This window comes from Devosia sp. Z11_6 (assembly GCF_058133665.1).
The window spans coordinates 89,216-109,054 of sequence record NZ_JBYUNQ010000008.1 but is presented as its reverse complement, the minus strand read 5'-3'; the positions used below and the strand labels follow the sequence as shown (position 1 = coordinate 109,054).

Sequence of the window (19,839 nt, the reverse complement as noted above, 5' to 3'; positions counted from 1 at the left end):
AAACTTTCGCATGGCTGGAAACCCAGGACAGTCAACCCGAACCGGTCACTGTTGTCACCGCCACCAACCCTCCGGGTCAGCAACTCAGTTCTCCATGGAGAACCGGAACAGTGCTTTGCGCATGATCCGGCCCGGCCGGCAGCACGATTTCAGTTCGTTTCGACCCCGAAGGCCCAGCATAGAATGGCTTTTTGCGCGTGGAGGCGATTTTCAGCCTCGTCCCACACAACTGACTGCGGACCGTCGATCACTTCGTCGGTCACTTCGTCGCCGCGATGGGCAGGCAGGCAGTGCATGAACAAGGCGTCCTTGTTTGCCTGCGCCATTAAATTGGTGTCCACACGGTAGGGTTTCAAGACCCGGCGGCGCTCGGCGGCATCGGTGTCACCCATCGACACCCAGGTGTCGGTGATCACCAGATCGGCGCCGGCTACTGCTTCGCGCGGATCTTCGATCAGCTTGACCCAGGAGCCCGCCTTCTTGATATCTTCCATCAGATCCTTTTCGGGCCAGTACTCGTCGGGCACGGCGATGGTCAGCTCGCACTCAAACAGTTCGGCGGCGTTGACCCAGGAATGAAGCACATTGTTGCTGTCACCCACCCAAGCGATCTTGGCGCCCTTGATGGGACCGCGATGCTCTTCAAAGGTCATGAGGTCGGCCATGATCTGGCAGGGGTGAGCGCGGCGCGTGAGCCCGTTGATCACGGGTACGCTCGAGCCTTCGGCCAGTTCCACGAGGTCGGCATGGGACAGGATGCGGATCATGATGGCGTCGACATAGCGGCTCATCACCCGCGCAGTGTCCTGTAGCGTTTCTTCGCGCGACAGCTGCATCTCCTGGCCCGAAAGCATCAGGGTTTCGCCCCCGAGCTGGCGCATGCCGACATCAAAGGACACGCGGGTGCGGGTAGATTGGCGCTCGAAGATCATGGCCAGCACCTTGTCCTTGAGGAGCTGGGGGCGATCGCCCTGCTTGAGTCGGTCCTTAAGGGAAACAGCGGCGTTGAGCATGCCCCGCAGCTCGCCATAGGTGAAGTCGTCGATATTGAGAAAGTGTCTAGTGTCGCCGGTCATGTTAGCTGGGTCCGGTTGTTCTTGGCTGCGATGCAGCGGGTCAGTCGGCAGCGAGGCCGACGCGTGTTTCTGCCCCAATTGCCTCGAGGGCGGCAGCGATCTTGCCCACCGCTTCTTCGATGTCAGCCTCGGTCACGATCAGTGGCGGCAGGAGGCGCAGCACATTCTCGCCGGCGCCGATGGCTAGCAACTGGTGATCGCTCCGGAGGCGCTCGACGAAGTCGCGCACCGGGGGGGTGATCTTGATGCCGGCGAGGAGGCCCTTGCCGCGCAGTTCCAGGACCTGGTCGGGAAAGCGTTGCGCCAGTTGCTGCAGATGCCAGGCGAGGCGCTGGCCCATCTGGTCGACATGCTCGATGAAGCCGGGCTCAAGGATACGGTCGAGCACGGCATTGCCCACCGCCGTGGCGAGGGGATTGCCGCCATAGGTGGAGCCATGGGTGCCAGGCACCATGGAAGCCGCGACATCACCCCTGGCAAGACAAGCGCCGAGCGGGAAGCCGCCGCCAATTGCCTTGGCTACGGCCACGATGTCGGGCGTAATGTTGCTCCACTCAAAGGCAAAGAACCGGCCGGTGCGGCCATAGCCGCACTGCACTTCATCGAGCACCAGCAGCATGCCGTGCTCATCGCACAGCCGGCGTAGGCCCTGCATGAATTCAGGGGTCATGGCAGAAACGCCGCCTTCGCCTTGGACCGTCTCGATGAGAATGGCGCAGGTCTGCGGCGTGATCAGCGCTTCCACCGCAGCCAGATCACCGGGAGCGGTGTGCTTGAAGCCAGGGACCGGCGGGCCGAAGCCTTCGAGATAGTTGGGATTGCCGCCAGCGGCGATGGTGCCCAGGGTCCGGCCGTGGAAAGAGCCGGTAAAGGCGATGATCTCATAGCGATCGGTTTCGCCCTTGGCCCAGAAGAAATGCCGCGCGGTCTTGATCGCGCATTCGAGGGCCTCGGCGCCCGAATTGGTGAAGAACACAGAGTCCGCGAATGTGGCCTCAACCAGCCGTTGACCCAGCCGCTCCTGCTCGGGAATGGTGAACACGTTGGAGGTGTGCCACACCTTCTCTGCCGCTGACTTGAGCGTTTCCACCAGATGGGGATCGCCATAGCCCAGCGCATTGACCGCGATGCCGGAATGGAAATCAAGATAGGCCACGCCGTTCTGGTCATACAGGCGCATGCCTTCGCCTCGCTCAAAGGCGAGACCGGAGCGGGCATAGGTGCCGTAGAGCGCAGACATGGTGCTTGAATCCTTCTTGGTCGGCGAGCAATTGGCGGGAGCGCAGCAATTCTGCAACCACGTCCCCGAAAAAATCAAAAACGCGCCATAATCTGCAGCGCGTCGCGCGGGCAATTGAGCCGTTTCGCGCGCCAAAGTCAATGTGGCCGCCGGCAAGTGCCTGATTTGACTCAAGCTTTCTTTACCCCTTCTTAACCATTCATTTTCCGGGGAAAGTGGCTGGGGACTCTTGATCCCGATTCCGCCGATAGCGTACTCTCTGACCTATCGGGAGCACGATATCTCGTGTGGCGGACCCGCTAGACATACGAAGTGTAGACGACCACGACTGCCGGAGCTTCTGGCGGGACAATGAAGGATTCTGCTTTGACAATGGTTTCGGAGACACAGCCACAAGGCTGGACAGACGACCGCGTGGAGCTCTTGAAGAAGCTTTGGATGGAAGGTTTGAGCGCCAGCCAGATCGCTGGCGAACTGGGTGAAGGGGTCACCCGCAATGCGGTGATCGGTAAGGTGCACCGGCTCAAGCTGTCGGCCCGCGCCAAGCCCACCAACACGGCGGCCCGCTCACGGCCAGCCCCCCGCCCGGCACCGCGCCGGATGTCTTCCCCTTCCACTGGATCGTCGAGCCCGATGACGGCCGCGGCAGCTTCCTCCAAGCCGCGCCAGATGGCGAGCCGGCCCCAGTCCATCGGCGCTACCGCACTGGCGGTGAGCCCGGAAATGGAAAGCCAGCTTTATGTGGCGCCCGCGGCGGCTGAAATCTTCATCCCCGAAGACAAGCGCCTCAGCCTGCTGCAGTTGAGCGAGCAGACCTGCAAGTGGCCAATCGGCGACCCACTGGCCAAGGATTTCTACTTCTGCGGCGGCCACGCCCAGGAAAGCGGCCCCTATTGCGAGTTCCATTCGCGCCGGGCCTACCACCAGATCGACAAGAAGCGCCGCTGAACAGCGTCGCGACGGCGGGCGCAACGGCGCCCGCGCCCGGTGATAAGGCCTGGGCGCGCGGTGGAGGCTGCCTGGTAACCGCAGCCTCCCAGAGGCCAAAGCCTCAATCCCTCTTTGCCAGAACCTGCCCCTCCCCCAATTTCAGGCGGATTGACCTCACACCATGCCAGGTGTCAGGGCAGCAGCACGTCTACCCGCATGCCTTGGCCCAATTCGCTGCGGATGCTGAGTTGTCCGCGATGGCGGCTGACGATGTGCTTGACGATCGCTAGGCCAAGCCCGGTGCCCTTCCGCTTGCGGCTGGTTTCGGCATCGATGCGATAAAAGCGCTCGGTCAGGCGCGGCACATGCTCGGGCGGCACGCCGGGCCCATGATCCACAACGCTGACCATATGGGCAAAGCCAAGCTTGTTGGCGGGCAGCAGGACGACCTCCACCGTTTTACCGCCCGAGCCGTATTTCAGCGCATTATCGATGAGGTTCTCGAACACCTCGTAGAGCTGACCGCGATCGCCAATGGTTCGGGCCGGTCCTTCGGGCAGGCTGAGGACGATGTCGAGCCCGGCCGCTTCGGCCTGGGTTTGCAGCCCGTCGCGGACCTCGCGCAACAAGCCGGCGAGTTCGATGGTCCCTGTTGGCCTGACATGCTGGTGCATCTCAATGCGTGAAAGCGAAAGGAGGTCATCGACAAGCTTGCTCATGCGATCGGCCTGGCCGCGCATGATGCCAAGGAACCGCTCGCGCGCAGCCGGATCATTGGCTGCCGGGCCAAGCAGGGTGTCGATGAAGCCCAGCAGCGATGCCAAGGGCGTGCGCAATTCATGGCTGGCATTGGCGATGAAGTCGCTGCGCATGGCATCGACGCGCTTAAGTTCAGTCAGGCTCTGCACCGTCATGATCAGTTGCTGGGAGTGCTCGCCGGCGCGCAGCAGGGGCGCAATCACCACTTTGTCCCAGGTCTCGGAGGGCAACGTCTCGTGAATCTCGATGGTTTGAGCACGGCCGGTCCGTTGCGCCGCTTCAACCGCTTGCACCAGTTCGGGGTTACGCAGGGCCAAAGTCAACCGCTTGCCTACGGAGATCGCTGGAAAGCGGCGCTGCGCAGCGCCATTGGCGTGAACCAAGGTCGCGCGTGCATCGAGAACCAGGCAGGGGTCAACCAGCGCATCGGCAAAGGCGGCTACAGCGGCCTCGTCTTCCGCGGCTTGCCCAGCCAGTGCGGCGCTTGGGGCCGTGATCACATCCGTCGGTCGCGCGACGATGGGGAGACAGAGAATGGTTGCCGCCAGCACGGCAAAACCTAAACAGGCGCCCCACCAGGTCAACCCGCACCAGGTTACCAGGGCCAGCAGCACGCCCGCCACAACCACCAGCAGAATAGCGGGCACAGGTAATTTCGGCGCGGCCACTGTGCCAGCTGAAAGAACAGTTTGAGGAATGTTGGCGTCGTCCATTGGCTTTGGAGTACCGACCGCCCAAGTTTGGCGGCTCTTGCGTGCTAAATAATCTCTATAACACGGTCCACGTGACAGCGGAGCGACAAGATTGAGCGATCCATTCGACGACTTCGATATCGACAATCCCAAACTGCCAGAAGCGATCAAGAAGAACGCGATGCGCTCGGGTGGTTACCCTTATGCCGACAAGCTCGACCTCGAGATCTACGAGGCGGAGATGTATGAACTCCAAAAGCAATTGGTGCTGCTGCAGGCTCATCTGCTGACCACGGCCGAGCGCGTCATGCTGGTGTTCGAGGGACGCGACGCGGCGGGCAAAGGCGGCACGATCAAGACTTATCTTTCCAATCTCAACCCCCGACACAATCTGATTGCGGCACTGCCCAAGCCCAATGATCGGGAAAGGACGCAGTGGTACTTCCAGCGTTATGTGGAATGGATGCCTGCGGGTGGCGAAACCGTGCTGTTCGACCGCTCCTGGTACAACCGGGCGGGGGTCGAACGGGTAATGGGCTATGCCACGCCCAAGCAAGTGGAGCACTTCCTCCAGGAAGCCCCCGAATTTGAGCGCCGCATCACCGATGACGGCATCCATCTGTTCAAGTTCTGGCTCTCGATCGGCCGGGAAATGCAGCTCAAGCGCTTTCACGACCGCCGTCACGACCCGCTCAAGGTCTGGAAGCTTTCGCCGATCGACATAGAAGCTTTGGGACGCTGGGAAGCCTATAGCGGGGCGCGAGACGCCATGTTCGAGCATACCGATGTGCCTCACGCCCCCTGGATGGTGGTGCGCTCCAATGACAAGCGCCGGGGACGGCTCAACCTCATCCGCACGGTGCTGCATCGGCTTGACTACGCCGGCAAGGATGTCGATGCGATCGGGCCGATCGATCCCCTGCTCGTGATGGACACCAAGTCCTTCATGGCCCTGGTGGACCAGCACTGATGGTTCAGAGGAATTCGGCGGTCGCTGCGTTGACAGCTTGCCCGAGGCTGGGGTTAGTGCGGCTCGCGAGCGGACCTGTTCGGGGGCAAAGTAGTGGTATCGTCCGATAAGGCCGTGGTGGTCACCAACGCGCGGGGCACATCGCCCTTCGTGATCGTGTGCGACCACGCTTCCAACCGCATTCCCGAACGCTATGGCGATCTTGGTTTGTCGCAGGTCCAACGGCTGAGCCATATCGCCTGGGATCCGGGGGCACTTGCCGTCAGCCGGGCCTTGTCCGACGCGCTCGACGCGCCCCTCGTGCAATCAACGGTGTCGCGGCTGGTGATCGACTGCAATCGCGCGCTCGATGCACCCGATTTGATCTGGACCTTGTCGGAAGCAACGCCGATCCTGGCCAATGAGAATTTGGATGAAGCCGAGCGGCAATTCCGGATCAGCCACTTCCACCAGCCCTATCACGCCTCCATCCACACCTTGCTGGAAGCGCGACGCCATGCCGGACGGGAAGCGGTTCTGGTTTGCGTGCATTCCTTTACCCCCGTTTACCACGGGGTGGCGCGACCTTGGCCCATCGGGTTGATCCATGGCAGTGACCAGCGCTTCACCCGGGCGCTTTATGACGCGCTCAAGGCCGAGGATCCCGAACTCAATGTCGGCTGGAACCTGCCTTATGCCGCCCTGAGCGGTGTGACCCTGACGCTGGAACAGCATGGCGACGGCCGGGGGCTTGAGGCCACGATGATCGAAATCCGCCACGACGAGATCCTCGAAGTAGATGGCGTGCAGTTCTGGTCAGAGCGGCTGGCCCGCTGCTTGGTGGCAGCGCGCCAGCGGCGCAAAGGTGCGGTGCGCGGCTAGGCTAGCGGCTCAGCCTCGTACCACCTCGGCGACTGTCTGGGCAGCGCCGATTTCGTAGAGGCTATCGAGATGAGCGAGCACTGCCGCACGGAACGCGGCATTGTCCGGCAGGTCGGTGCCGAACACCTCGCTGACAGCGACCAGACCATCGAACAGCGCTTCGGGATCATCACCGGCATCAGCCGCGATCGCCATCATTCGCATGGCGAGCGGATCGCGCACATCGATGCTTTCGCCGCTTTCATCCACACCTGTGACATAGCGCATCCAAGCCGCAACCCCGAGCGCGAGCCGGGTGAATGGCTGGTCGGCCGCCAAGCGGTCGCGGATAGTGCCAAGCAGGCGCTGGGGCAGTTTCTGGCTGCCATCCATGGCAATCTGCCAGGTCCGGTGCTGCAGGGCCGGATTGCTGAACCGCTCGAGCAACTGGTCGCGATAGGCGCCCAGATCCACGCCCGGCATGTGGAGCGTGGGCATGACTTCCTCGGTCATCAAACCGCGGATCAGGGCGGCAAAAGCGGGGTCACCGACGGCATCCGCGACATATTGGTGGCCCGCCAGAAAGCCCAGATAAGCCAGGGTAGAGTGGGAGCCGTTGAGCATGCGCAGCTTCATGCGCTCGAAGGGCTCGACATCGGCCGCAATGGTGGCGCCCGCCTGCTCGAATTGCGGACGGCCAGCCGAGAAGCTGTCCTCGATCACCCACTGAGTGAAGGGTTCGGTCATGATCGGCCAGGCATCGGCAACGCCGGTCGCGGCCTCGATCATGGCGCGATCGGCGTCAGTCGTTGCGGGCACGATGCGGTCGACCATGGTGCTGGGGAAGCGAACATTGTCCTCTATCCAGCGGGCCAGTTCGGGGTCACGCAGGGCAGCGAAGCGGGTCACGATGCGCGCCGTAGTATGGCCGTTGGACGGAAGGTTGTCGCAGCTCATCACGGTGAATGCGCCAAGTTCCGCCGCCCGACGGCGCGCCAGTGCCTCCACCAGCATGCCCGGCGCCGACCGGGGTTCGGTGGGATGGGCCAGATCGGAGGTGATATCGGGATGGTTTTCGTCGAGCTCGCCGGTAGCGGGATCGTGGCAATAGCCCTTTTCGGTCACCGTCAGCGATACAATGCGAATGGCAGGAGAAGCCATCAGCGCCAGCAATTCCTCGCGCTGGGTGTTGGCATCCATGACCGCCAGGATCGAGCCGATAATCCGCGTACTGGTGCCCGACGCGTCGCGCACGGCAATCGTATAAAGCCCATCCTGCGGCGCGAGTGCATCCTTGGTGTCGGGGCGGCGCAGGCTCGCGCCCACAATGCCCCAACTCGGGTCCTGAGCTAGCAGATCGTCGACGTAGACCGCCATGTGGGCCCGGTGGAACGCGCCAATGCCGAGATGGACAATCCCGGGTGTCACCGCACCTCGATCGTAATCGGGCACACGGACGCTCTGTGGCGGATTGGCGAGCAAGGAAGCGTTCAAACGCGGCATCGGCAAGTAAACTCCTGTAAGCGGGCGCACCATAAGCAGCTTCGCGCTTGTATGGAAGATCAACTTGGCCGCTTTCCAGCGATGAAGCTGTCGCACCCGGTCTTGCGGCAGGGCGGCTTTTGCGCTCATAAGCGGAGCCACAACAGGAGGGTTCAGTCTTGAGCAAGCGCTTCGTGAGCATCGGAGAATGCATGATCGAGATGAGCGGGGGCGAGGACCGGCAATACCGGCTCGGCTATGCCGGCGATACGCTCAACACCGCCTGGTATATGCGCGCCCTTCTTGAGCCTGAGTGGTCGGTGGACTACTTCACGGCGCTCGGCGAAGACCGCTATTCCGCCGATATCCGGGCGTTCCTTGAGCAGCACCGGATCGGCACCAAGCATATCGGCACGATCAAGAACCGCCGCCCTGGACTGTACCTGATCCATCAGGAAGGGGGGGACCGGCACTTCACCTATTGGCGCGACCAATCGGCAGCGCGACTGTTGGCCGAGGACAAAGGTGCTCTCCACGCCGCGCTCGAGGGCGCCAGCATGGTGTATTTCTCCGGTATCACGCTGGCCATCCTGCAGCCGCGGGCGCGGGGCCGCCTGCTGGGGGCTGTAGTGGCGGCACGTGAGGCGGGGGCGACTGTCGTGTTCGACACTAATCTACGCCCGGCGCTGTGGACCAGCCAGCGCGTGATGGCGTCCATGCTGACGGCGGCCGCGAGCCTTTGCGACATCGTCCTGCCCACCCATGGCGACGAAGCGCCGGTGTTTGGCGACCGCAGTGTCGAGGAAACCGCCGAGCGTTACTTGGAGCTGGGCGTCGGGGAAGTGGTGGTCAAGGATGGTGGCAATCCCGCCCTGGTGGCGACTGCTACCGAGCGGGTTAAGGTCGCGCCACCGCCTGCCGGGAGCGTCGTCGATGCGACGGGCGCAGGGGATTCGTTCAATGGCGCCTATCTCAGCGCCCGGCTGGCCGGCAAGGGCCTGCAGGAGGCGGCAGAGGCGGCGCACCGGGTCGCTGGCATTGTGATCGGGCAGAAGGGGGCCTTGGTGGACCCGGCGCTGCTCAGCTAGGTGCGGTCGCGGTCTTCGGCCTGGTAGGTTGCGCGGGTTGCGGCTTCCGTGACGGCTTTTTCCCCGGGGGTGCGATTGCGGTTGCGCATGATGCCGAAGACGACGGCTAGCGCGAGGGCGATGACGCCGACGGTGAGCAGGATCAGCCAGATGGATGGGCCGGATTGAACTTCCATTATCGATCTCCTTTTGCGCTCAACGGAGCGAGGGAGAGCATGGTTGCGCTAAAACCTGCGATCACCCGCTTCGGCCATGTAGTGCTCTTCCTCGGGGGTGCTGGTACGGCCTAAGGCCTTGTTGCGGAAAGGAAAGCGGCCGAAGCGCTCAATGGCGTGCAGGTGATCGAGCATGAACTGCAGCTGCTCGGGATCGCCCAGCGCCTGGTAGAGGCGAACCCCTTCATGCTGGATGATGATGGATTCCGAATGCATGAAGGGCAGGTAAAAAAACGGCCGCCGGATGGCTTCCACGGCGTGGTCGGCATCGATCGCCAAGGCTTCTTGCGCCAGAGCTAAGGCCATGGAATCCCAGGCGAAAGCCTGGGCGGTGCCACGATGAAGCTGGCGCGAGAACTGGTCGAGCACGATGATCTCGGCGAGGCGCCCGGCGGGGCTGTGCCGCCAGGTCCAGGCTTCTGCCTTGCCGACCCGGGCGTGGGTGTCGGCAAAGCTCTCGCTGAGGGCAGCATCGAACTCGGGCTTGCCGCCAAACCAGTCGTCCGGGCCATGGTCGACGAACCAGAATTGCAGCACGTCATCGGCGTTTTTCATGGTTCTGCCACCTTGATGAACGGGTTCTGAACGCCTGTTCACCAGGGCTCAGCCAACCACAATATGCACGCGGTTGCCGAATGGGTCACGCGTTTCGATGCCGCCCTCGATCGGGGCAATTGGAGCGCCCGAATTTTGCAGCCGCCCTTCAACAGCGGCGAGGGTCGCCTCATCGGGCACGGTGATGGTGAACCAGCGCAGGCCGGCCGAGCCGGGCGGCGGCAGCACGGCATCGGGACCCGACCAGATGTTGTAGGCCAGGGTATGGGGCATGTAGTCGAGCCCGACATCGCCCATGCCAAAGGAATGGATCAAGAGGAACCCGGCAAAGCCGATGACGTCGCGGTAAAACGTGGTGGCGAGGTTGAGGTCGGAGACATGCAGATGGATATGGCCGATCCGGGTGCCGGCCGGCATCGACTGCTGCGGCAGTGGGTTGGGGCCGAGTTCATCAGCCAGCAGAGCGCGCAGATCGATGGGGTCGCGGCCCGAATGGGGCTGGCCGTCGGCGGTGACGGCATAATGACCCTGGTCGGGATGGCCGAGCGTGCCGCGCCAGGGCGTCTCGAAGGTGATCTCAATGCCATTGCCGTCGAGGTCCCAGAGATAGATGGCTTCGGACACCAGATGGTCGGTAGGCGCGATGCGCACATTATGGGCGAGCGCGCGCAGGGCCAGTTGCGCCAGGTCGGCACGGCTGGGGACGTGGATGGCCACATGGTAGAGCCCGATCGTGTGCGCAACGGCCGGGCGCAGGGCGCCGGTTTCGAGCACGACCAGGGGCTGGTCCCCTGCCCCCAGCACCAGCGCATTGCCGGTTTCGGAGAGCAGGCGCAGGCCGACGACGTCGCGCCAGATGGCAAGGGCCTTGGCGCGGTCGGTGACGGCAAGATGGACGGGACCCAGCCGCGTCGTCAGCGGCAGGAGGGGCTGGGAGCGGATATCGGTTTGAACGCTGGCGTCGATCATGGTCGGGCCTTTCGCAGACGGGGGTGGCTGATTGTCCCGCTTGATATAGTGCCCCCGCATTGTTCCAACCATCGGGCGCGAGGCGAAGGCATTGTTCGCTGGAGCGGGTGCAATGGGGCTCAGCTCCGGGAAGCTCCGGTGTGATGACACGACGACCCCCTCCCTCGGTCCCTCCCCTCAAGGGGGAGGGAAGGCAAGGCCTCAGCAATGGTGCAGGTAGCTTCGGCCGGTTGAGGCCTTCCTGCCGCCGATGCGACCATATTAGCGATCGAGGCGTTCAATGAGACGTAACCAAGCGCGTCAAAAGCCTTGCAACGGCAAGCACTGGACAGACTAAGCTTGGGGCTCGACCCAGCAAAGGATCAAAGCAATGACGAAGATCATGTACACCGCACGCGCCACTTCCACTGGCGGCCGCTCCGGCCACGGCGTGACCGATGATGGCGTGCTCGATGTGACGCTGACCACGCCCAAGGAAATGGGTGGCGATGGCGCGCGCGGCACCAATCCCGAGCAGTTGTTTGCCGTGGGCTATTCGGCCTGCTTTTTGGGTGCGATCAAGGGTGCGGCGCGCAAGACCAAGACCCCGATCAGCGAAGATTCGACGGTGACGGCGGAAGTGAGCTTCCGGGACCGCGAAGACGGCGAGGGTTTCTGGATCCAGGCGGCGCTCAAAGTGCACCTGCCGGGGCTCGACAAGGCCACCGCCGAGGATGTGGTGCAGCGCGCCCATGTGATCTGCCCTTATAGCGAAGTGTCGCGCAAGGGTTTTGAGGTAACGCTCGAAGTCGAGTAGTTTTGAGTTTTGAAGGGGTGTGGGGCGATGAGGTTTGGGCCTCTCGTTCCCCCCACCCCGTCCCTCTCCCGAGGGGAGGGTGACGCTCCCGATCAGCGGTGATCGACCGCTTGGAGCTGGGTGATTGCCGCGCTTTCCTCAGGCGATCTTGCGGCCTTTGGTGAGTTCGAGGGCCTGGCGCTCGAAGAGGCGGCGGTAGATGCCGGCTTTGAGGGTGATCAGCTGGTCATGGGTGCCTTCCTCGACGATTCGGCCCTTGTCGAAGACGAGGAGGCGATCGAGGGCGCGTACGGTTGAGAGGCGGTGCGCGATGACAAGGGTGGTGCGGCCGACCATCAGGCGTTCCATGGCCTGCTGGATCAGCACTTCGCTTTCGCTGTCGAGGCTCGAGGTCGCTTCATCGAGGATGAGGATGCGCGCATCGGCGAGGAACGCCCGGGCGATGGCAACGCGCTGGCGCTCGCCGCCCGAGAGCTTGACGCCCCGCTCGCCCACCATGGTCTCGTAGCCCTTGGGCAGATTCATGATGAAATCATGGGCGCTGGCCTGGCGGGCGGCCTGCTCGATCTGGGCGCGGCTGGCACCGGGGCGGGCATAGGCGATGTTTTCGGCCAGGGTGCGGTGAAACAGGATCGGCTCCTGTTGCACAATGGCGATCTGGCCGCGCAGCGAGGATTGCTGCACGTCGGCGATGTTTTGCCCATCGATGCGAATGGCGCCCGAATTGACGTCATAAAGGCGCTGGATCAGCTTGACGAAAGTGGTCTTGCCCGAGCCGGAATGACCCACGAGACCCACCCGTTCGCCCGGCGCGATCTCCACCGAGAAATCGCGGTAGAGCGCGGTCTGGTGCGAACCGTACTGGAAGGTGATGTGGTCGAACTCAATCGCACCCGCAGTGATGCGGATGGGTCTGGCGCCCGGCTTGTCGTCGATACCGAGCGGCTCATGGTTGAGGCGCACCAGTTCTTCCATGTCGTTGACCGAGCGCTGCAGGTTGCGGATGTGCTGGCCAACGTCCCGCAGATGCCCCTGCAGCACAAAGAACATGGTGAGGACAAAGGTGATGTCGCCCGGCGAAGCGGCGCCCTGGCGCCAGAGCAGCAGGGCCGTGCCGAGGACTGCGGCCTGCATCAGCGCCATCATCGCGCCCTGCACGCCGCCATTGATCGTGCCACGGGTCCAGACCCGGCGGGTGCGCGAGCGCCATTTGGCGACGACACTTTCGAGCCGGCGCTCCTCACGCTCCTCGGCGCCGAACGCCTTGACCACGGAATTGCAGCTGACGGCATCGGCCAGAGCGCCGCCCATGCGGGTATCCCAGGCATTGGCGAGGGCGCCGGCGGGGGCGACGAAATTGACCGACATCAGCACGGTGACGGTGACAAAGATGATCGAGCCGATGCCGACGACAAGGCCCATGACCGGCCAGGCCAGCCCGAGGATCACCGTGGCGCCGATCAGCATCAGCAGCGAGGGCCAAAGGGCGACCAGCAGCGTATCGTTGAGCAGATCGATGGCGCCATTGCCGCGCGTGATCTTGCGCACGGTGGAGCCGGCAAAGCTGTTGGCGTGCCAATCGGTCGAGAAGCGCTGCACCCGATGAAAAGCGGTGTTCACCACATTGCTCATGATGCGCAGGGTGAAGGGAATGATGTTGAAGTAAACGAGCTGGCGCAGCACGACCGAGCTCAGATAGAGCCCGACCATGGTCCAAAAGGCGATCACCGCCGCCCACCAGAAGCTCTCGTCCTGCCCCGAGCCCGAGGCGACAGCATCAACGAGACGCCCGGCGAAAATGGGGGTCAGCGCTTCGGCCAGCGTTGCCAGCAGCACGAGGGTCGCGATGGTGGCGATGCGCCAGGGCTGGCCCCGCCAATGGGCAAAGGTAAAGCCGAGCACGTCGCGAAAGGCATCGGCGCGGAAAGGAAGCTTGTTTGACGACATTGGGGGTTTCCGGCGGCGTTGGCGCACCGGTCCTCGATGGCAATGGGAAAAACGCACAACCAGAAGGGCTTAAAGGCCCCGGGGCAAGACATGAGGTTGTGGCGGAATAAGCGGCGCCGCGAGGGGCAGCCCGGACAACGCCTAAACTAGCGTCGACCCGATGGGGAAACGGTGATCGATACTGTCATGCAACGCCTCCCTGGCCCGGAACAGGGGATGGTTCTTAGAGGAAGAGCCGCGTTTTGCCAAGAGCCAAAACTCACGCCGATGTGAGGGGTGGCAAGGTGAGGGGCAAAAAAACAACGGCGCGGCTTCCGGGAAGGGAAGCCGCGCCGCTGGTCGGGTGGGAGTGCCGGGGGCTCGATACAGAGTGCCCAGCCGAGAAAATCAGATCGTGTCGGTGGTGTATTCGCCATAAGCCAGGGCTGCCATGAAGGCTGCGAACATGGCAACAATTGCAGCGACGATGAGAATGGTCATTTCCGGCTCTCCGTTGTTTCTGGAGAGGGTTCTAGCCCCGGCGGGAGATGCGCTTCTTGATCTAGATCAAACGGAGTAGCGTTTTGGCTGGCCGGGCGCGGTGGGAGCGGGTAGTTTGCCCGCAGTTGTTCACTGCTTCGGTTTTATTCCATGACCACCAATGGCCCCATCGATCCCGTCAAGCTCGACAAACTGGCGCAAGTTGCCATCAAGGTGGGCTTGCAGCTGCAGCCCGGCCAGGACCTGGTGATGACGGCGCCCTTGAGCGCGGTGCCGCTGGTGCGCCGGATCACCGAGCATGCCTATAAGGCAGGCGCCGGGCTCGTGACCACGATCTATGCCGATGAGGAAGCAACGCTCGCGCGCTACAAATACGGCAATGAGGCGAGCTTTGATCGCGCCGCGGGCTGGCTCTACCAGGGCATGGCCGATGCCTTCAAGAACAACGCGGCGCGGCTGGCGATTTCGGGCGACAATCCGATGATGCTGGCCGGCCAGGACCCCGACAAGGTGGGCCGGGCCAATCGGGCCAATTCGGCCGCCTACAAGCCGGCGCTGCAGCTGATCACCGGGTTCGACATCAACTGGAACATCGTGTCCTATCCGGGCGCGGCCTGGGCCAAGCTGGTGTTTCCCAATGACAGCGAGGAAGTGGCGGTGGGCAAGCTGGCCGACGCCATTTTTGCCGCGAGCCGCGTCGACCAGCCCGACCCGATCGCCGCCTGGGCCGAGCACAATGCCAATCTCAAGCGCCGCTGGACCTGGCTCAACGGCAAGGCGTTTTCGGCCCTGCATTATACCGGGCCGGGCACCGATTTGACGGTGGGCCTTGCCGATGGGCATCGCTGGAAGGGCGGCGCTTCGGAAGCCAAGAACGGCATCACCTGCAATCCCAATATCCCCACCGAAGAAGTGTTCACGACGCCGCACCGCATGCGCGTGGATGGTTATGTGGCGGCGACCAAGCCGCTGTCGCATAATGGCGCGCTGATCGAGGAGATGCAGGGCCGGTTCGAGGGCGGGCGGCTGGTGGAACTCAAGGCTTCCAAGGGGCAGGATATCTTCAACAAGGTGCTCGACACCGATGAGGGCGCTCGTCGCTTGGGTGAAGTGGCGCTGGTGCCCCATTCCTCGCCGATTTCGGCGTCGGGGATCCTGTTCTTCAACACGCTTTATGACGAAAACGCTTCCTGCCATATCGCGCAGGGCCAGTGCTATTCGGATTGTTTCGTGGGTGGCAAGGATTTGAGCCAGGAGCAGATCAATGCCCAGGGCGGCAACAGCTCCAATATCCATATCGACTGGATGATCGGCTCGGACCAGATCGACATTGATGGCGTGCATGCCGACGGCTCGCGCGAGCCGGTGATGCGCGGGGGCGAATGGGCCTAGCACGGCGCGTTTACCGCGCCATCATCGCCGCAAGTTTCTTGCTGGTGCTGGTGTGCGGCGGCATGGCTTTCGATATCTGGCGCTATGGCGAAGCGAGCTCGGCCGAGCCCGCTGACGCCGCTTTGGTGCTGGGGGCAGCGGTGATCGGGGAGCGGCCGACGCCGGTGCTCGAGGAGCGGCTGCGCCATGCCCAGGAGTTGCATGATCGCGGCCAAGTCAGGCGCATTGTCGTCACCGGAGGCCTCAGCCCCGAGGATGGTTTGACCGAGGCCGAGGCCAGCCGGCGCTGGCTCGTGTCGCGCGGCGTGCCCGCGGGCGATGTTGTGCTCGAGGATCAATCGCGCACGACGATCGAGAACCTCGCCTTTGGCAAGGCGGTGCTGGAAGCGCATGGGATCGGCAGCGTGTTGATCGTGTCGGACCCCATCCATATGCGCCGCGCAATCATGATCGCGGACCGGCTGGGCGTTATCGCCAGACCTTCGCCGACGCCCACGACGCGCTATCGCAGCTGGCAGACCCAGGTGCCGTTTCTGGCCAAGGAAGTGTGGTTCATGGCGCAGTATCTCGTGACGGGGATGTAGCTGGCCTAATCCAGTGGCTTGAGGCCGGCAAGGAGCGTCGGCAAGAGTTCGGTGACGGTGGGGTGGATGTGCATCGTCTGCGTCATCGAGGTGTAGGGCAGATCGCCGGTCATCAGCTGCAGCAGCGATTGCACCACCTCGTCGCCCCGGATGCCGAGGATCGCGGCGCCGAGGATGCGCTGGGTTTGCGCATCGACGAAGACCTTCATCAGCCCCTCGGTTTCGCCCCGCTCGCGGGCGCGGGCGACCTTGCTCATGGGCATGGTGGCACTGAGCACCGGGCGTCCGAGCTTACGGGCTTCGCTTTCGCCAATGCCGATTCGGCCCAGGGGCGGGTCGATGAAGAGGCCGTAGACGGTGGTGCGGCCGGCAATGGAACGGGCGCCGTTGTCGAGGAGGTTGTCGGCGACGATCTCGAACTCGTTGTAGGAGGTATGGGTCCAGGCGCCGCGGCCATTGATGTCGCCCATGGCCCAGATGCCGGGTACATCGGTGCGCAGGTGATCGTCGACGGGAATATAGCCATGCTTGTCGGCTTGGAGGCCGGCGGCGGGGAGGTCGAGGTCTTCGCTGTTGGGGGTGCGGCCGAGCGCGAGGAGGAGATGACTGCCCGAAAGGGTGTGCTCGCCATCGGGGCCGCGCAGGGAAAGGGCGATGCCGGGACCGTCAGGACGGACGGACTGGACTTCAGTTTCGAGGAGGAACTGGACGCCGTCGCGCTCGAGGATCTGTCTGATGGCGGCGGAGATGTCGGGGTCTTCGCGGCTGGCGGGGCGGTCGCCGCGGGCGATGATCGTGACCTTGGCGCCAAAGCGGGCATAGATCTGGGCAAATTCCAGCGCCACATAGCTGGCGCCGGCAATCACCAGATGCTCGGGGAGCGTATCGAGTTCGAGGATGGTGGTGTTGGTGAGATAGGGCACATCCTCGATCCCCGGCCAATCGGGGATGCTCGGGCGGGCGCCGGTGTTAATGAAGAGGCGCGGGGCGGTGAGGCGGCGGTTGTTGACCTCGACCTCGGTGGGGGAGACGAAGCGGGCGGAGCCGGTGATGAGTTCGAGCCCCTCGGTGTTGCCGAGCCAATCGGTCAGGCTTTGCACGGAAGCATTGACGACCTTGTCCTTGCGCGCCTTGACCGCCCGCATGTCGACGCGGACCGGGCCATCGAGCACGACACCATAATCGACGGCATGGCGGGCCATCCAGGCGGCGCGGGCGCTGGCGACGAGGGTCTTGGTCGGGGTGCAGCCATCATTGACGCAGGTACCACCGAGATGGGTGCGCTCGACCAAGGCCGTCTTGTGCCCGGCTTCGGCGAGCCGCGCGGCCAGGAACGGCCCGGACTGGCCCGCCCCGATGATGATGGCATCAAACTGCTCGGCCATGGGAACCCCCTTGCTGCCCATCAGCTTAGTGCGGGATGGGCGGAGCCGCCAGCCCCCGGGCCGGCATGGTTAAGCGGGCGATAGCCAGTCACCCCGATCCGGCTTGCACCCGTTGTCCCCGCGGGCCAGTGTTCGGGGACCCAAGAGGAGTGTTGTTGCATGACCCCCGAAGAGCGAATTGCGGTTTCGAGCTGGTCGCTGCACCGGCTGCTGGGCAGCACCTATCCCCATGACCTGACCAGCAATGACGTGGGGCCCGAAGAGTTGACCTATGGCGAGGGCAGCGAAACCCTGCTCGATCTGCCATCCGCGCTGAAGCGGCATGGTTATCATCGGCTCGAGTTGGTGTCGTTTCACCTGCGCAGCCGCGATCCGATTTATCTGGAAGAACTGCGGGCGAGCCTTGCGGCCTCGGATGTGCGGCTGCAGACCCTGTTGATCGATGCCGGCGACATCACCGATCCCGTGCATGGCGATCGCGACCGGGACTGGATTGCCGGCTGGATCGAAGTCGCCAATACACTGGGCGCAGACAATGCCCGGGTGATTGCCGGCAAGCAGAAGCCGACCATGGCGGCGCTGGATCGCTCGGTGGCGGCGCTGCGGGTGCTGGCGCAGCGCAATGCCGGCTCAGACGTGCGGCTCGTGACCGAGAACTGGTTTGACCTGTTGTCGACGCCGCAGCAGGTGCATTGGCTGCTCGATCAACTGGAGGGACGCGTTGGATTGCTGATGGATTTTGGTAATTGGTCGGGGCCGGACAAATACGAGGCGCTGGCATCCATCGCGGGACGGGCGGAGCTCTGCCATGCCAAGGCGCATTTTACAGATATTGGGGTTCTCGATGAGGCAGATTACTCCGCCTGCATCGTTGCGGCCGAAAATGCCGGTTACCGCGGGCCCTATACGCTGATCTACGACAATGACGTGCTGCGCGAATGGGACGGGCTGCGCCATGAGCGGGACTTCGTGATCGGCTGGTCCGAGCACGAAGAAGAGGTCTAGGGCAAGGCGGCCGCGAGCGGGGTGGTCTGGCGCGGCATGCGGTTCCAGGCGTCGAGCGCGGCGATCTTGTAGGCTTCGGCCAAGGTCGGGTAATTGAAGGCATTCTCGACGAAATAATCGAGCGTGCCGCCCAGATTGAGCACGGCCTGGCCGATATGGATGAGCTCGGTCGCGCCCTCCCCCACGATGTGAACGCCCAGCAATTTGCGGTCCTCGAGCGAGAACATCATCTTCATCATGCCCGACTGCAGGCCCATGATGTGGCCGCGCGAGGTTTCGCGGAAGCGCGCCACGCCGCTTTCATAGGGAATGCCTTGCGTGCGCACCTGCTGCTCGGTGAGCCCAACAGTTGAAATTTCGGGCACGGCATAGATACCGTAGGGGAAGAACTCGGGAGCGGGGTGCATGGCCGCGCCGCAGGCATGAAGGGCGGCAATCCGCCCCTGCTCCATGGAGGTGGAAGCGAGCGAGGGAAAGCCGATCACGTCGCCGGCGGCATAGATGTTGCGCACATTGGTTTGGAAAGTGGCAGGGTCCACCTTCAGGCGGCCGCGATCCTGCGGGGTAATGCCGGCGTTTTCGAGCCCCAGATTGGCGGTCGCGCCAGAGCGGCCGGCAGCATAAAGCAGCATGTCGGAGCGAATGCGGCGCCCGTCGGCGAGGATCGCGATCGGCCAGCCCACGGAATCGAGTTCGACCTGATCGACCTTGGCTCCGAGACGCAGGGTGACGCCGCGCTGGCGCAGTTCGTGGGTGAACTCCTCGATGATCTCGCGGTCGATGAAATCGAGAATGGTGTCCTTGGGCTCGATGATGGTGACGGGCACATCGAGCGCCGAAAAGATGGTGGCGTATTCGATGCCGATCACGCCGGCCCCGACCACGGTCAGGCTCTTGGGTACGCGCGGCTCGAACACGAGGCTATCGCTATCCACTACGGAGCGGTCGTTGAAGGGGATATTGGCGGGGCGATAAGGGGTGGTGCCTACGGCGATCACGGCGTAATCAAAGGAAAAGATGTGCTCTTCGCCATCGGGGTCGGTGACGCTGATCCGGTTGGTATCAAGGAAGCGCGCCATGCCGCCAAAGGTGCGCACGCCATTGCGGGCGAACTGATGCTCGAGCACTTCGATCTCGTAATCGAGCGTCTTGCGCAGGCGCGAGCCGAGATCCTTGCCCTCGATCTCCTTTTTCACCCGATAGGCGAGACCATAAAAGCCGCGCTCGCGCCAACCCGAAAGGTTGAGCACGGTTTCGCGCAGGGTTTTCGAAGGGATAGTGCCGGTATGGACCGAAACGCCACCGAGGCGCAGCCGGTTTTCCACCACCAGCACCGAGCGGCCGAGCTTTGCTGCCTGCACGGCGGCACGGCGGCCGGCGGGGCCGCTGCCGATCACCACGATATCATAATGGTCCATGAAGACTCCTTGAGGT

The 19,839-nt window shown here is 63.4% G+C and carries 18 protein-coding genes; 8 read left to right on the top strand and 10 right to left on the bottom strand.

All coding sequences use genetic code 11. The features are described 5' to 3' along the window. Positions 1-149 precede the first annotated feature (149 nt). Together argF and AC3YMN_RS17960 are read right to left on the bottom strand one after the other, a co-directional pair. Positions 150-1,076: an ornithine carbamoyltransferase gene (gene argF, locus AC3YMN_RS17965; protein ID WP_489891079.1), complete on the bottom strand. Its 927-nt coding sequence runs from the start codon at positions 1,074-1,076 to the stop codon at positions 150-152. Between the two features lie 40 nt (positions 1,077-1,116). Beyond that, complete coding sequence (locus tag AC3YMN_RS17960; RefSeq protein WP_489891078.1) at positions 1,117-2,316, bottom strand: aspartate aminotransferase family protein; 1,200 nt, start codon at positions 2,314-2,316, stop codon at positions 1,117-1,119. 372 nt (positions 2,317-2,688) lie between these two features. On the opposite strand from AC3YMN_RS17960, the gene AC3YMN_RS17955 reads away from it, so the two are divergent. Then, positions 2,689-3,264, top strand: coding sequence for a GcrA family cell cycle regulator (locus AC3YMN_RS17955; RefSeq protein ID WP_282567795.1), 576 nt, complete (start codon positions 2,689-2,691; stop codon positions 3,262-3,264). A 173-nt stretch (positions 3,265-3,437) separates the two neighbouring features. Here AC3YMN_RS17955 and AC3YMN_RS17950 read toward each other — a convergent pair whose 3' ends face one another. After that, a complete protein-coding gene (locus AC3YMN_RS17950) occupies positions 3,438-4,652 on the bottom strand; it encodes an ATP-binding protein (protein ID WP_489891077.1) in 1,215 nt (404 codons plus the stop codon). Positions 4,653-4,809: 157 nt separating this feature from the next. Here AC3YMN_RS17950 and ppk2 point away from each other — a divergent pair, with 157 nt between their 5' ends. Beyond that, positions 4,810-5,667: a polyphosphate kinase 2 gene (gene ppk2, locus AC3YMN_RS17945; protein WP_348983126.1), complete on the top strand. Its 858-nt coding sequence runs from the start codon at positions 4,810-4,812 to the stop codon at positions 5,665-5,667. A gap of 93 nt (positions 5,668-5,760) precedes the next feature. Then, on the top strand, positions 5,761-6,528 hold the full coding sequence (locus AC3YMN_RS17940; protein ID WP_489891076.1) for an N-formylglutamate amidohydrolase: 768 nt from the start codon (positions 5,761-5,763) through the stop codon (positions 6,526-6,528). Positions 6,529-6,537: 9 nt separating this feature from the next. On the opposite strand, the gene AC3YMN_RS17935 is transcribed toward AC3YMN_RS17940, so the two are convergent. Beyond that, positions 6,538-8,010 carry a mannitol dehydrogenase family protein gene (locus tag AC3YMN_RS17935; RefSeq protein ID WP_489891075.1) on the bottom strand — a complete coding sequence of 491 codons (1,473 nt, stop codon included), beginning with the start codon at positions 8,008-8,010 and terminating at the stop codon, positions 6,538-6,540. A 158-nt stretch (positions 8,011-8,168) separates the two neighbouring features. Here AC3YMN_RS17935 and AC3YMN_RS17930 point away from each other — a divergent pair, with 158 nt between their 5' ends. Then, positions 8,169-9,077, top strand: coding sequence for a sugar kinase (locus AC3YMN_RS17930; protein ID WP_489891074.1), 909 nt, complete (start codon positions 8,169-8,171; stop codon positions 9,075-9,077). Here the strand turns inward: AC3YMN_RS17930 and AC3YMN_RS17925 are convergent. From AC3YMN_RS17925 to AC3YMN_RS17915, 3 genes are read right to left on the bottom strand one after another with little or no spacing between them, the layout of a single operon-like run. Further along, entirely contained in the window at positions 9,074-9,253 is a 180-nt protein-coding gene (locus AC3YMN_RS17925; RefSeq protein WP_489891073.1) for a hypothetical protein, read from the bottom strand. The genes AC3YMN_RS17930 and AC3YMN_RS17925 overlap by 4 nt on opposite strands. 48 nt (positions 9,254-9,301) lie before the next feature. Continuing rightward, a complete protein-coding gene (locus AC3YMN_RS17920; RefSeq protein WP_489891072.1) occupies positions 9,302-9,847 on the bottom strand; it encodes a DUF924 family protein in 546 nt (181 codons plus the stop codon). A gap of 48 nt (positions 9,848-9,895) precedes the next feature. Further along, positions 9,896-10,816: a VOC family protein gene (locus AC3YMN_RS17915; protein ID WP_489891071.1), complete on the bottom strand. Its 921-nt coding sequence runs from the start codon at positions 10,814-10,816 to the stop codon at positions 9,896-9,898. 370 nt (positions 10,817-11,186) lie between these two features. On the opposite strand from AC3YMN_RS17915, the gene AC3YMN_RS17910 reads away from it, so the two are divergent. Further along, positions 11,187-11,612: an organic hydroperoxide resistance protein gene (locus AC3YMN_RS17910; RefSeq protein WP_489891070.1), complete on the top strand. Its 426-nt coding sequence runs from the start codon at positions 11,187-11,189 to the stop codon at positions 11,610-11,612. Positions 11,613-11,750: 138 nt separating this feature from the next. On the opposite strand, the gene AC3YMN_RS17905 is transcribed toward AC3YMN_RS17910, so the two are convergent. Then, positions 11,751-13,559 (bottom strand): ABC transporter ATP-binding protein, encoded by a 1,809-nt coding sequence (locus AC3YMN_RS17905; RefSeq protein ID WP_489891069.1) that lies wholly within the window; start codon positions 13,557-13,559, stop codon positions 11,751-11,753. A gap of 630 nt (positions 13,560-14,189) precedes the next feature. Between AC3YMN_RS17905 and AC3YMN_RS17900 the strand changes: the two genes are divergently transcribed. Continuing rightward, entirely contained in the window at positions 14,190-15,431 is a 1,242-nt protein-coding gene (locus tag AC3YMN_RS17900; protein WP_489891068.1) for an aminopeptidase, read from the top strand. Then, positions 15,422-16,015 carry a YdcF family protein gene (locus AC3YMN_RS17895; RefSeq protein WP_489891067.1) on the top strand — a complete coding sequence of 198 codons (594 nt, stop codon included), beginning with the start codon at positions 15,422-15,424 and terminating at the stop codon, positions 16,013-16,015. Before AC3YMN_RS17900 ends, AC3YMN_RS17895 begins: the two co-directional genes overlap by 10 nt. A gap of 5 nt (positions 16,016-16,020) precedes the next feature. Here the strand turns inward: AC3YMN_RS17895 and AC3YMN_RS17890 are convergent, their stop codons facing one another. Continuing rightward, a complete protein-coding gene (locus AC3YMN_RS17890) occupies positions 16,021-17,400 on the bottom strand; it encodes an FAD-containing oxidoreductase (protein ID WP_489891066.1) in 1,380 nt (459 codons plus the stop codon). 159 nt (positions 17,401-17,559) lie between these two features. Between AC3YMN_RS17890 and AC3YMN_RS17885 the strand changes: the two genes are divergently transcribed. After that, on the top strand, positions 17,560-18,405 hold the full coding sequence (locus tag AC3YMN_RS17885; protein WP_489891065.1) for a sugar phosphate isomerase/epimerase family protein: 846 nt from the start codon (positions 17,560-17,562) through the stop codon (positions 18,403-18,405). Here the strand turns inward: AC3YMN_RS17885 and sthA are convergent. After that, complete coding sequence (sthA, locus tag AC3YMN_RS17880) at positions 18,402-19,823, bottom strand: Si-specific NAD(P)(+) transhydrogenase (RefSeq protein ID WP_489891064.1); 1,422 nt, start codon at positions 19,821-19,823, stop codon at positions 18,402-18,404. The two genes, AC3YMN_RS17885 and sthA, sit on opposite strands and share 4 nt — an antisense overlap. Positions 19,824-19,839: the final 16 nt, after the last annotated feature.

What these genes read in the sequence shown, in the direction of transcription:
- argF (WP_489891079.1), bottom strand. Translation starts at nt 1,076, where the DNA reads ATGACCGGCGACACTAGACACTTTCTCAATATCGACGACTTCACCTAT.
- AC3YMN_RS17920 (WP_489891072.1), bottom strand. Translation starts at nt 9,847, where the DNA reads ATGAAAAACGCCGATGACGTGCTGCAATTCTGGTTCGTCGACCATGGC.
- AC3YMN_RS17890 (WP_489891066.1), bottom strand. Translation starts at nt 17,400, where the DNA reads ATGGCCGAGCAGTTTGATGCCATCATCATCGGGGCGGGCCAGTCCGGG.
- sthA (WP_489891064.1), bottom strand. Translation starts at nt 19,823, where the DNA reads ATGGACCATTATGATATCGTGGTGATCGGCAGCGGCCCCGCCGGCCGC.
- AC3YMN_RS17955 (WP_282567795.1), top strand. Translation starts at nt 2,689, where the DNA reads ATGGTTTCGGAGACACAGCCACAAGGCTGGACAGACGACCGCGTGGAG.
- AC3YMN_RS17960 (WP_489891078.1), bottom strand. Translation starts at nt 2,316, where the DNA reads ATGTCTGCGCTCTACGGCACCTATGCCCGCTCCGGTCTCGCCTTTGAG.
- AC3YMN_RS17925 (WP_489891073.1), bottom strand. Translation starts at nt 9,253, where the DNA reads ATGGAAGTTCAATCCGGCCCATCCATCTGGCTGATCCTGCTCACCGTC.
- AC3YMN_RS17910 (WP_489891070.1), top strand. Translation starts at nt 11,187, where the DNA reads ATGACGAAGATCATGTACACCGCACGCGCCACTTCCACTGGCGGCCGC.
- AC3YMN_RS17885 (WP_489891065.1), top strand. Translation starts at nt 17,560, where the DNA reads ATGACCCCCGAAGAGCGAATTGCGGTTTCGAGCTGGTCGCTGCACCGG.
- AC3YMN_RS17905 (WP_489891069.1), bottom strand. Translation starts at nt 13,559, where the DNA reads ATGTCGTCAAACAAGCTTCCTTTCCGCGCCGATGCCTTTCGCGACGTG.
- AC3YMN_RS17935 (WP_489891075.1), bottom strand. Translation starts at nt 8,010, where the DNA reads ATGCCGCGTTTGAACGCTTCCTTGCTCGCCAATCCGCCACAGAGCGTC.
- AC3YMN_RS17900 (WP_489891068.1), top strand. Translation starts at nt 14,190, where the DNA reads ATGACCACCAATGGCCCCATCGATCCCGTCAAGCTCGACAAACTGGCG.
- AC3YMN_RS17915 (WP_489891071.1), bottom strand. Translation starts at nt 10,816, where the DNA reads ATGATCGACGCCAGCGTTCAAACCGATATCCGCTCCCAGCCCCTCCTG.
- AC3YMN_RS17895 (WP_489891067.1), top strand. Translation starts at nt 15,422, where the DNA reads ATGGGCCTAGCACGGCGCGTTTACCGCGCCATCATCGCCGCAAGTTTC.